Annotated in this window: 10 protein-coding genes and 1 pseudogene; 7 read left to right on the plus strand and 4 right to left on the minus strand. The window is 35.6% G+C overall.

What is annotated here, in order from left to right; all coding sequences use genetic code 11:
* Positions 1-3: 3 nt before the first annotated feature.
* Positions 4-2,205, plus strand: coding sequence for a M60 family metallopeptidase (locus tag JFU18_RS28470; RefSeq protein ID WP_201034986.1), 2,202 nt, complete (start codon positions 4-6; stop codon positions 2,203-2,205).
* A 138-nt stretch (positions 2,206-2,343) separates the two neighbouring features.
* Positions 2,344-2,536, plus strand: a pseudogene (locus JFU18_RS28475) (IS4 family transposase); the annotation flags it as partial.
* Positions 2,537-2,855: 319 nt separating this feature from the next.
* On the opposite strand, the gene xerS reads toward JFU18_RS28475, so the two are convergent.
* Together xerS and JFU18_RS28485 are read right to left on the minus strand one after the other, a co-directional pair.
* Positions 2,856-3,929 carry a tyrosine recombinase XerS gene (gene xerS, locus JFU18_RS28480; RefSeq protein ID WP_002169382.1) on the minus strand — a complete coding sequence of 358 codons (1,074 nt, stop codon included), beginning with the start codon at positions 3,927-3,929 and terminating at the stop codon, positions 2,856-2,858.
* A 1,053-nt stretch (positions 3,930-4,982) separates the two neighbouring features.
* Positions 4,983-5,399: a hypothetical protein gene (locus JFU18_RS28485; RefSeq protein ID WP_242486497.1), complete on the minus strand. Its 417-nt coding sequence runs from the start codon at positions 5,397-5,399 to the stop codon at positions 4,983-4,985.
* 256 nt (positions 5,400-5,655) lie between these two features.
* Between JFU18_RS28485 and JFU18_RS28490 the strand changes: the two genes are divergently transcribed.
* Positions 5,656-7,038 (plus strand): alpha/beta hydrolase, encoded by a 1,383-nt coding sequence (locus tag JFU18_RS28490; protein WP_201034985.1) that lies wholly within the window; start codon positions 5,656-5,658, stop codon positions 7,036-7,038.
* Positions 7,039-7,564: 526 nt separating this feature from the next.
* Positions 7,565-7,786 (plus strand): hypothetical protein, encoded by a 222-nt coding sequence (locus tag JFU18_RS30065; RefSeq protein ID WP_002204032.1) that lies wholly within the window; start codon positions 7,565-7,567, stop codon positions 7,784-7,786.
* 504 nt (positions 7,787-8,290) lie between these two features.
* Here the strand turns inward: JFU18_RS30065 and JFU18_RS28495 are convergent.
* Complete coding sequence (locus JFU18_RS28495) at positions 8,291-8,515, minus strand: hemolysin XhlA family protein (RefSeq protein ID WP_016093737.1); 225 nt, start codon at positions 8,513-8,515, stop codon at positions 8,291-8,293.
* Positions 8,516-8,578: 63 nt separating this feature from the next.
* Entirely contained in the window at positions 8,579-8,830 is a 252-nt protein-coding gene (locus JFU18_RS28500; RefSeq protein ID WP_002204034.1) for a glutathione S-transferase family protein, read from the minus strand.
* Positions 8,831-9,808: 978 nt separating this feature from the next.
* On the opposite strand from JFU18_RS28500, the gene JFU18_RS28505 reads away from it, so the two are divergent.
* The 3 genes from JFU18_RS28505 to JFU18_RS28515 all read left to right on the plus strand — a co-directional run bounded on the left by JFU18_RS28505 (position 9,809) and on the right by JFU18_RS28515 (position 12,674).
* A complete protein-coding gene (locus tag JFU18_RS28505; protein WP_201050432.1) occupies positions 9,809-10,993 on the plus strand; it encodes a BclA C-terminal domain-containing protein in 1,185 nt (394 codons plus the stop codon).
* A 285-nt stretch (positions 10,994-11,278) separates the two neighbouring features.
* Positions 11,279-11,434: a DUF4021 domain-containing protein gene (locus tag JFU18_RS28510; RefSeq protein WP_002204036.1), complete on the plus strand. Its 156-nt coding sequence runs from the start codon at positions 11,279-11,281 to the stop codon at positions 11,432-11,434.
* Between the two features lie 1,024 nt (positions 11,435-12,458).
* On the plus strand, positions 12,459-12,674 hold the full coding sequence (locus JFU18_RS28515; RefSeq protein WP_002204037.1) for a spore germination protein: 216 nt from the start codon (positions 12,459-12,461) through the stop codon (positions 12,672-12,674).
* Positions 12,675-12,814 lie beyond the last annotated feature (140 nt).

Consider the following 12,814-nt stretch of genomic DNA (forward strand, 5'->3'; position numbering starts at 1 on the left):
TATATGAACAGAAGGGAAAATGGTAGATTACAAAAAACAATAAAGGTGTTTGCGACATCCGCTATTTTAGCAACCACGTTATTTGCACCTATTATGACAAACAATTTAGATGTACATGCTGAAACTACACAAACTGTAACTCAATTTGAACAAAGAGAGTTCGACCTTCCAGGTACAGGAAGTTTTTGGGATGAAGCAAAAAGAGAAAAAAGAGGTGAACAAAAAAATTATATGCCAACAGGAATTTATGTAAAACCTAATGAACAGGTTACTATTACAGTATCAGGAACGCAAAAGATTAGAGCCATTATTGGGACACATCAATATGATAAAGAATGGGGAAAAGAAATTGATCTTTCTCCTGGCTCTAATACCATCTCTTCTCCAAACGGCGGCGTATTAGGATTTGATAATTATCAAGGTACAGGAACAGTTAAGGTGCAGGTAACACAAGGTGGTAGTCCTATTCCATTCTTTGAATTAGGAAAACACACGAAAGAAGACTGGATTGCCATGATGAACAAATATCCAGATGCACATGCAGTACAATTGAAATCAGAACGAGCAGTACTAACTGTAACTCGTGATAGTGCCAATAAATATATTGTAAATCAAGATCCTGTGCCACTATTAAATAAATATGATGAAATGATTCGAGCGCAAGACAATATATCGGGGCTATCTGAAACAGATCCTAATCCTTTACATCGTTCAACTCGTCGTATTTGGGCCTTTGTAGAAAACCCTAATGCACAAAGTTGGGACATGTATGCAAGTAGGGATGGAGCCGTATTTACGACTGCTGGTGAAGCTATCAAAAGTACTTTAAATGTCAATGAGTTTGGATGGGGACAAATGCATGAAGCAGGACATGCACGACAACAATATCCATGGACGTGGAATGATTTAAGAGGGATGGGTGAAGTAACTAATAATCTATATTCTTTAGCGGCATTCAAGAAAATATATCCAAATAAACCAACACGTTTAGATACAGAGGGAGATTATAATAGAGCTTTTGCGTATTTAAAACAAACGAATAAAGAATATAAAAATATTGACGACCTGTTTGTAAAACTTGTTATGCTTTGGCAGCTTCATTTGGCATATGGGGATGATTTTTATCCAAATCTTCACAAATTATATCGTGAGATACCAGAGGATCAACTTCCCAAAACAGACGAAGATAAAATACAGGCATTTATTTACAATACATCGAAAATAGCAAAACAAAATTTACTTCCGTTTTTTGATCAGTGGGGATTAAAGGCAACCCAAGAAACGAGACAAAAAGTAGAAGCTTTAAATAACCCAACATTAATTGCACCTATATGGGCAGCGACGGATGCTAAACCTGTAAAACCACTTGCTGTATTGTCTAAAAAAATAATGAAGGCAAGTGCAAATAGTGAGGAATCAACGGGTTCAGCTGGTAAGGCGATAGATGGAAAAACAGATACATTTTGGCATAGTAGTTGGACACCAAATCAATATCCTTACAATTTGACACTAGAACTTGGTGATACACGCACCATTTCACAATTGGCATATCTTCCAAGGCAAGATGGGTCAGAAAATGGCCGTATTTTAGCTTACAATATTTATACGAGTGTAGATGGCGTTAAGTATGACAAAATATCATCAGGAACATGGGAAAATAATAGTGATAAGAAAAACGCAACATTTGATCCTATTACTGCAAAATATGTAAAAGTAGAAGTAACGAATGGACAGAATGGATTTGCCTCAGCAGCTGAAGTAGATATTCTAACTGATTCTCCATCTGTTAAACCATACGTATTGCCTAAAAATACGATGAAAGCAAGTTCAAATAGTGAGGAATCCAGTGGTTCAGCGAGTAAGGCAATCGATGGAAAACCTGATACACTTTGGCATAGTAGTTGGACACCAAATCAATATCCTTACAATTTAACATTGGAACTTGATAAAAATCAAACAATTTCAAAAGTTGACTATCTCCCAAGACAAGACGGGTCAGAGAACGGCCGCATTTTAGGCTACAATATTTATACGAGTGTAGATGGCGTTAAATATGACAAAGTATCATCAGGAACATGGGGAAATAATAGTGATAAGAAAACGGCAACATTTACCCCAGTTACTGCAAAGTATGTAAAAATGGAAGTAACGAATGGACAAAATGGATTTGCTTCAGCAGCTGAAGTAGACATTTGGGGATATTAATCGTTTACACAAATGGCTGGGGGATCTTCAAATGATTGAGAAGTATAGCACGTCGCTATCAAGCTAAAAAAGTGTATCCATAAAACAAAAAAACGCTATTCTTTTTGTAGAAATATACAGAAAGGATGGCGTTTTTGTATGAATCTATCGATTCGGGATGAGTTTCATTTGTTCGCTAAAGAACTACAGCGATTCTATTACTTGATTATGTAGTCAGCTTTATGTAAATACAGCTACACTTATGAGTTCAGAAGGACTTAATCAACATTTTAATCGATGTGCTGTTTTATTTCTACAGAGTGTATTACGTAGATATATAACTGAAGCAATTTCTTTATAAAAAAGTACCCACTTTCTTGTCTAAAAAATATCCATTTTCATGTCTTTCTACAAGAGGGGAGAAAATAATTTACAACGTGCTTTCTCATCTTCACGTTAAATACTGATTTAACGTAAACAACAATTGTAGAAATCTAAAATTTTTATTTATATCTACTAAGAGAGCGTTTTTATATTCCAATTAATGTAGATTTCAAACTATATATTTTTTACATAATAAAATCAAATGCGAAACGAATAATACATATCATTTTAACCCTAGTATAGGGAAAATAATAAAAGTTCAGCAATGTAAAATTGCTGAACTTTTATTATTTATTCTTTCCTATTCTGCCTAAGCTATCTTTAATAGTTGTTTCTCCAAGCTGTGTGTATAATAAGGCCGTATCTTGGCTAGTATGCCCAAGTTGCTGCATCACTTGTAACGAGTCTTTTTCTTCCATATATAACTTATTTGCCAATGTATGTCTTAATTTATGAGGAGACATTCTTTTACCAAAGGCCTTAGTATATTTTTCTACTATATCTTGGATAGCCCTAACTGAAAGAGGCTGTGCAGTATGTTTATACTTCGATAAGAATACATTTTTTAATTCTTTCCCTGGAGCATATTTTTTATCTCTAATTTCCATATAATTTTCAAGATCATTCAATGCAATTGGAGTAATCCATACAGAATCTTCTTTGTTTCCTTTTCGTATTACATCAATTAGCCTTTCTTTTAAGTTTATATCTTCCATACGAAGATCGGCCAATTCACTTACACGAATACCACTACCAAGAAAGAGAGAAAGAATAGCTACATCACGATCTTTATCTCTTAGGAAATAGAACAACTGATGTTTTGTTAAAGATTTTTCATGTTCGTACTTAATGTAATTCAAAAACTCTTGATCGTCATCATTATGAAATATTTTAGATCTCATACGTTTTGCACGGGCATTTAATGTTTCCTTATCTTTATGTATTTCAATTTTAGCCATTACATTTCTATAAAAATAACATTCTCCATCATCATTCTCTGATAGGGAGGTAAGGTACTTAAATAAAGACTTTAAGGCTGAAATTTTTCTGTTAACAGAGGAATTCTGCATATTTTGTTGTAGTTTTAAAAACCTCATAAAGTTCTCAACATCTTTTTTCTTTAAATTCTCCAAATCAGAGAAGGATATGTCTTTAATGGGCTTAAATTCAATAATTTGTTCAGATAATAGCCAATTAAAGAAAACTCTAAAATCATATACATAATTCAGTAGGGTGGAGGGAGAGGCATCATGCAATTCTTTGTACTCCACAAATTCTTCTATGTAAAAGGGCATTTCATTTAAATTCTCGTATAATTTCTTACGATGTACTGATTTTTGACGTTGCTTGCTGTAATCCATAAAAATCACCTCATATATACTATAACAGAAAAAATACACGAACACAAGTTCGCGTTAAATTCAATTTTTACACGAACTTATTTACATAATTAAATTATGAAATACTAAAATTCACTCGAAATTGAATGGGAAAGTGTAATTATTCTAATAAAATTTATAGATAACCAAGTGATAAATTCATATTTGGCGATAAAAATTATATATGTATATAAAATAAAACGATTTTCAAATATAAATTCTAACAAAATGAATACATAAACACAGTTTAAAAGTCGTTATAAAATGTGAATTGGTTAATTTAATCAAGGTTAATCAGGAGTTAGTTAGATCAACACAAGAAAAGCTCTTATAAATTAAAATGTAATTCACTATAAAAATTGTTTATGAGTAATTCAGCATTTGATTATTCTTATATAAAATATGAATTATATGGCGTATACCAATATACTAAGATTCATGCACTTGGGCTTGAAATCCCTAGTTACTGTATTTGATTTTTATATAATCGTATTATTGTGCGTAAAATTGGTATTTCGTGCGAAGTTGTTGGGGTATGTTTTTCTCCCTTCTTTCCATTCTTTTATGTTCATCCAACAGAATTCATTATTCACTTTTCATCAGTAAGTAATATTTTTTGTTTCCAGCTCTGTCCGCTTTTACATATCTTTGTTTATTGTCCATTTACTAATAGAGTGTAAACAACATAAAAACTCAAAATTAGATAAATTTAAGACAAAACAGCTAAGTTAAGCCCTTAGGGCTTAATCGGCTGTATTATACTCGAAACTGAGGTGTTTATAATATCGAAAGAGATGGTTTCTTTTATTGCTTTTTACTTCAAAAATGTTCTTTATTACTCTTGTTTTATGTAAAAGTTGAGCCCAATTTAATTATAATACAGAATTGAAAACATAGCTTTTAAATTCTTTTGACCGTCTCAATAAGATAAGAATTCTTTTCATTTTGAGACAGACTTCGCTTTAATTTCCACAACTTCTGATAAGATATGTTATGTAAACTGAATATAAGTAATTGATTGTGGATACCTTTATATCAGCGGGTTTCCAGCAACCTACCTTTCCCTACTATTACACGATTACAATAAAAACTCACACCACATGACTCGTATGTATCAACATAACTAACCATAGTTCCACCAAATGATATCGTCGCTTTAACGATTTTGTTCTTGTATTGCTTCTTATTTTCCCCTGGTACTGGCCTCATCGTTTGCTCAATCAATTCTGGGTGCTGTATTTTACCCGTATACTCTTCTTTTTTTACAGGCACGGATATGGTTTCATAATTATCCTGTTCATTATTATTTCCCTTTGTTTCGCTTCCTATCTTCTGGTCAAACTCCTTATCCTCGTATGTTATTTGAGTATAAACGTGACCTTTGCTGCTACACCCTGTTACCAATCCTAAAGCGATACACATTGTAGAAATCATCCACAAAAATTTCTTCATCTTATTCCTCCATCTCTTATTGCTTTTCTTCCCCTACATCATAACGAGGTTGTAATAGTTGTCTGAAAAACTATTGATTTCTATGGTATATCGCGGGTTCGTGTATCTATACGTTGCTATAATCCCCTACTCTTTCAAACGTGCTTTTTATGATATTTATGCAGGATTCCCCCTTACATGTACCGAAACTCCAAGAGGGCACCATTCCACTAATTACCATCCCTATTTCTTACTATCGCATTTTGGAGGTTAAAACATGACAAAAAAACGGAACATACAAAAATCAGCACTTTCCATTACCCTTCTCTTATCTTTAGGGGTTTCATCTTTTCCAATTACATCGCCTATTCACGCGGATACACGCGCGGAACAATCTGTAGAAAAGAAACAAATCACTTTAACCGATCGTACAACATTATTTTTTGAATATCTCCAGCATGGTAAATATGCAGAAGCCCTGCAATTAACATCCGCTGCTTTTCAATCGAAGTTTACTGCACAAAAATTGCAAGATTGGTGGACACAAAGTAGTGGTGGTGGGATTAAAAACATAGGAACAGCAGAAGTAAAAGAACGTAACTTGGTTCATCAGACAGTTGAGATGCCAATAGAGTTCGAAGGAACTACGATTCCAGTTTTGCTTAAATTCACACCAGGCGAGAAAGTAGATGAAGTTGGGCAAAGGACACCTAAAAAAACATATGCCATACCGCATCCTATCTATGATCGACCTGACTCCTATCAAGAACGAGAAATCGTAATTGGAAATTCTACATACCCTTTACCAGCCACGTTAACGATTCCGAAACATAAGCCTGGTGAAAAGGTGCCCGTTGTTGTTCTTGTTCATGGTTCTGGTATGAATGATCGTGATAGTACAAACATGGGGACAAAATTGTTTAGAGACCTTGCAGCGGGCCTTTCATCTAACGGAATTGCAGTCTTACGCTATGAAAAACGTTCCTTAGAACACACATTAAAGATGAGTGAGGAACCTATTACCTTAGACCGAGATACAACAGAAGATGCCATATACGCAGCAAAATCAGCAGCGCAGCAGGAAGGCATTGACCCAAGTAACATTTTCATTCTCGGACATAGCCAAGGAGGTGGCGCGATGCCGCGTATTCTGAGCAAAGCACCTTCTTCACTTGTTCGAGGCAGTATATTACTAGCACCACCCGCACGACCTATAACTGATGTACTCATTGATCAGTATCAATACCTCGGGGCACCAAAGGAAGTAATCAATGAACTAAAAAGACAATTCGCCTATTACCAGGATCCTACTTTTGATCCAGACCACCCACCAGCCGGTTACAATTATCCATCCCCGCATTTCATGTATGATGTTGCTCGCTGGCGTCCTGTTGAGGAAGCAAAAACACTTAAAGAATCATTATTGATTCTGCAAGGAGCACGCGATTATCAAGTAACAGTAAAAGATGAATTTACAAGATGGCAAGAAGGACTCTCAAACCGCGAGAATATTCAGTTCAAAACATATCCGAAATTGAACCATGCCTTTACAGAAGGAGATGGTGATTTAAGTCTTCCTAGTGAGTATGAAATACCTGCAAATGTTCCCGAGTACGTCATTCAGGACATTATTAACTGGGTCAATGAGACAAAAAAATAAGTAAACTTGCAAAAATCTTCATGCAATCATCATTGCGTGAAGGGGTTGTTACTAAAGCGGAGGATCCTGAGAGAAATAAAAAAATATATACATAATAGTAATTAAAGTAGTGAAGAGTCCTGAACATCCAGGACTCTTCACTACTTTATAATGGGGTAGCACCCATTGCTATCCAGTTATAACTGCATTACAAAATTTTCAGGAGTGTTTTTTATTACTTTTTCAATAGGCTGAGCGTCCCGAAAATGCAGATTTACAACGGTAAGGATTCTAGTTTAGAGAATACTCATATTTTAACAACGTTAAGATGTTTTTTAATTTTGATAAGTGTATATGAGACATTCAAAAGCCTTCTAATGTGTCAAACAACAATATTATCAAAAGAGGATACCTGGATTGATAATACTTGATATGACTAGGTTTATCTCACTATCGTTATAAATCTGCATAATCCTGATGTGACCGCGTTTAGTTTTTAGACATATTATATAAATGTCAATTTAATTATTAACTGAGGTGAATTATTATGATAAATCCTTACTGTATTAAAAACAGGGCAATTGGCTCAGTCTATACAACCCATGGAGCTCAAGCAACAATGCATGCAGTATATCATGCAATGCAGCATATGCCATACTATCAACATCCCGCTATACCTTATTATGAAACCATACAATATCATCCCTCTATAGGATATACACCTCAAAGTATATATCCTACTATTTTTACAACAATTCCACTTTATTAACCATCCTCTTGTTTTTAATTATTTTTAAACTGTACAGAAAAACTCCTCCCTCACTTTTTAAGGGGGGGTAGATGTTGACAAAAGAGGATCTGGACATGTCCCATTTTATTTTTTCTACTGTTTCATTAATTGGAATTGCCACAAAATTATCTAAACCTCTGTTCATTACTTCAACTTCAGTTTGATTTGAATAAAATAAATACATTTATCTATTAAAGCCCTTACCTCTGAACTCTTCAATTGTAGTTACCCTCTCTATTCGCGCCTGTTTTCCAATTACTCCGTTTTGTAATCTAATTCAGACCATTGTAAGAATCAGAATCATAACTGATTAAGAGGCTTTGTTAAATGCCCAACATGATATTTCTCATCAAAGCTGATAACACTGAGAACTTGTTGAACATCGCTTCTTACTTCTTATCATTCTTCCACTTTGGCCACCTCATTTCAAAATAAAAAGAGAGACGCTTGTCCCTCTATAGCAAATACTTTTATACAAACAACCTAAATACCACCTTTTATTATTAACCCTAGAACTGCCATAACTATTGCGCTAATAACAATTCGTAAAATCCATGTGGTATTCAGACTGATTTTTTCTAATTGCTTATTGATTGTAGAAATATCTTTTTCATTTATAGTTGTACGAGTTTCCAAGTTACGAATATCTCGCATGATTTCTTTTTGCTCTGCTTTTAGGCTGTCGATTTTTGCATATACATCTTCCATACATTCACATCCTGTTCTAAAAAAATAATACAACAATCTTTATATATTATGAGACAACCCTATTCAGTGTGAATTTATAAAAGATATTTCTTTACCTAAGCCGTAATTAATACAAAATAAAAAAGACCGACATATTAAATTGCCCCTCTTTGGTTTATTCGTTTTCGATTGACCGACTTTTTGTGCCACTAATTGTTCTTCAAGTAGTTTAAGTCTTGCTCCAATTTCTGCTTTTACCCTTTCTAATTCTTCTCTTGTAGTCGCAAAATATATCGCTTTTACTGATTTTTTCATTTGATGATTAATTGCCTGCAACTCTCCCACCCATGACTACTTTATAATTTTGAATTGTGTCTGCTATATAACATTCTGATCTAAAAAATGCATATAATCTTGACTGGGTATGATATGTTGTCCATGTTCTCCGTGTTAGATTTCCATTATCGTCTCAATAGCATATTTATACCGTTCATGAATCTCATACTTTTCTTTCAATTCCATCGGTTTATTATCTTCTTTTAATAATCTATCTAAATAAATCCAAATTATCTCTATTCATCTAAATTCACCCCTTTTAGCAAACCTTTCTTGCTCTAATGTGTTTAGGCTTACCTTACTTTAGTTCGTTAAATACCTCGCCCACTATCCCTACACAAGCGACTATAATCATTCTTCATCCTCCACCGAAATAAAAAGCACTCGAATCGATGCTTTCTTATCATTTGTTAATTTGTAATTCAATTACGGTAAATGAAGTTTTATTCTCCTTCCAATCACTTAATACAGTTTCCTTCATCTGCTGGTTTCGGATTTTATGAGCAGTTAGCTTTGGCTAGCTGCTCTTTTAGTCGCTTCATCAAGCGTATAAGTGATACTGTCAGGTCTCCGACCCGAATGCGCCTCCATAAAACTATATACAGCTCGTGGTGTCCATCCTCTATTAAGGGTATACTCACATTTATTAACTAGATCGTTATAGGTTTTTATATCCATTCCTCTTTTCTACAAAATGAAATTTTTGTTTAGTTTTTCGGATGATCGCACTTCCCTTTGTATGACCTTCTCTATCCGTTCATGCAGTTTTACAAATCACTGTCCGAAAAGTTACTACATACATTCCTAAAAAATTCCGGAGTAAAAATATAAGTCTACATATTATAGAACAAAAGATGAAGGCTTACTCTTCAAAACTTTTGTGGTTTTCATAGGTTTCTTCCTTACACCTGTGTGTCGGTTTACTCATAAGTTGTTATAGTATCAATTGGTTAGTTAATTTATAAGAGAGGTGTAAAAATGAGTGACTTTAAAAAGAATTGTCACATACCCTTTCCATGTGCCTTTCCTTTGCCTCAAATAGGTCCTACTGGACCTACTGGGCCTACCGGACCTACTGGGCCTACCGGAATTACTGGAGTGACAGGACCTTCTGGTGGACCTCCAGGACCTATGGGACCTACCGGAATTACTGGAGCGACAGGACCTTCTGGCGCTACGGGATTAATCGGGATAACTGGACCTACTGGTGCTACTGGGCCTATCGGGATAACTGGACCTACTGGTGCTACTGGACCTACCGGGATAACTGGACCTACTGGTGCTACTGGACCTACCGGGATAACTGGACCTACTGGTGCTACTGGACCTACCGGGATAACTGGACCTACTGGTGCTACTGGACCTACCGGGATAACTGGACCTACTGGTGCTACTGGACCTACCGGGATAACTGGACCTACTGGGCCTACCGGGATAACTGGACCTACTGGGCCTACCGGGATAACTGGACCTACTGGGCCTACCGGGATAACTGGACCTACTGGTGCTACTGGACCTACCGGGATAACTGGACCTACTGGTGCTACTGGGCCTTTCGGGATAACTGGACCTACTGGTGCTACTGGGCCTTTCGGGATAACTGGACCTACTGGTGCTACTGGGCCTTTCGGGATAACTGGACCTACTGGTGCTACTGGGCCTACCGGGATAACTGGACCTACTGGTGCTACTGGGCCTACCGGGATAACTGGACCTACTGGTGCTACTGGGCCTACTGGACTTACTGCATCTGGATTATCTCAATATGCTTATATCTTCAATACAGCAGCTCAAGTAGTTGCCTTAGAAGCACCTATTCTTTTTAATTCAAATGGGGTAATAACGTCTGGATTTACTTTTACCCCTGGAACTTCTCAGATGATGGTTACAAATGCCGGAGATTATAAAATTTCCTTTTCTGTATCAGGAGTTGAGCCTAATCAATTTGCACTATTTTTAAACGGGGCCCCCGTTACCAACTCCGTTTATGGATCAGGTGCAGGAACTCAACAAAACAATGGGCAAACAGTTCTTACTTTAGCCGCAGGTGATATTCTTACCCTTAATAATCATACGTCCGCTGCTGCAGTTACTTTGCAGACTTTAGCAGGTGGAACACAAACAAATATAAATGCTTCGACTGTAATTGAAAAATTAGATTAATTATTGCTTGAAGCTCTGGCAGTCAATAATCTAGAGGGGTTTCCTTTTTTCAACAAGTATTTAGCATTAGTGATTCATTGTCACATTAAGATTAAATGGTCATATATTATTTCGAACCAAGAAACTCTAATCTACTTTTCAACATTTCACTTTTCTCCTAAAGAGCACCGTAAGTAAGTGCTCTTTTTTAGTTTCCCTTATTCTACAAAATGAAGTTTTTATCATGAAACAAACCTTGAATGTTTATGTCACTTTTAGACATCCTAAAAATAGGAGGTGATATATATGAATAACTCTAAAAAAGAAAAAAATGATGTGACAAATAACAATGTGCTTGGTCTTGATTTAGATGAACAGACTATGAACGGATTATACGGAATGCCTGAAACTAATATCGAAGACAAAGATCACCTTAAAAAAAGCAATTCACCAAAAATCTAGTACATATTTACACATAACATCTTTCTGAGTAAGAGCACATTGCAAAAGTGCTCTTACTTTTCGAGGATTAGACCGTTGAGATAGGTAAGACTTTGAAGTTATCTCCATCTTTTCCCCCGCTTAACACTGTAGGTGCGATTTTCATGGCATACAGCGTCCCACCTTATTCTTCTATACTAAAGCAACTAGATTACAAACAATGTTATACTCACCAACGTATTAATTCCCCTTTCTTACGAAAGGTCACATCACCTTACTCGATCCTGTGAGTTACATCTAATTGATTTAGTTTTCAAAGAACAAGACTAGGGACTATCCCTCCACATTCGTTACATGCTTGGTCGGTACTATGTCCCCACCTTCAAAAGAATGAAGCAATTCCGGTTCGTTAGAACCTTATTATATGCATCTGTCCGCTAGTAGGTGCATTGCTGAGAGTTTCTTGCTTACCACGTTCCGATTGACTTAGCTATACATATATCCTTAGGTGCTTACTGTAAGCCTGTTATCTTTACATCCTCATCGTTAGATGTTCCGAATTTCATACTATCTAATCTTACTTCTCGGTAGATAACGCCGTCGTTGACGACATACACATTTCTGATGTATTAAACGTTTAGACCCGTACATTCGTAAGTTCATCAGTCTATTTGGACATTCTCACCATGGATATTTTATAGCATCCCGACCTATCCATAACTATATGATTTCTCACTTAGGTTTTGTTCAGCTGACTTCCCCTATCTTCATACAATTTGTGACTACTATCACGCTTTGCATGTAGAAGTATCATATAAGTAGTTTCAGCTCAACCTGACGGCTTTCAGTCAATCAGTTGTTGTTATCAAATTGATGACCCTCCCATTTCGTGTTTACACACTTATAAGGAAACGTGTCGCGCAAAGGATTATTTTATTAAGGTTCTTCACAAACCATAACTTCGAATTCTTAGATCCAAAAGAACCTATAGACACCTTCACCATATACTAATTTAAATACTTCCTAAGTAAAGTAGGTGAAAACTTTGCCATCGATTCTTGGAAACCTTGTCGTTCAAAACAGTAACGGTTCTTTTAATTTAGGTGATTTTTATAATGTTTCTCCAAAAAACAATCAAAAATCTTACAATGGTTCTGGTTCATCAAATAATGCTTTTATTACCAATAACTTTAGCGGTGTTAGTGCAACAAACACATTTGATGCTGATGTTGCAGATCAAGATCAAGTTGTATCAAACTAAAATGATTCACTCCACTCTCTCCTGAATAAAATCCAATATTTCGTCAATATTGTAGATACATTAGTCTCCAATTCCCCTGGATATGAGCAGTTAGCTTTTGCTAGCTGCTCTTTTATTTTAGATTTCATTGTCACTCCTAG

This window comes from Bacillus sp. TH22 (genome assembly GCF_016651015.1).
Lineage (GTDB): Bacteria > Bacillota > Bacilli > Bacillales > Bacillaceae_G > Bacillus_A > Bacillus_A mycoides.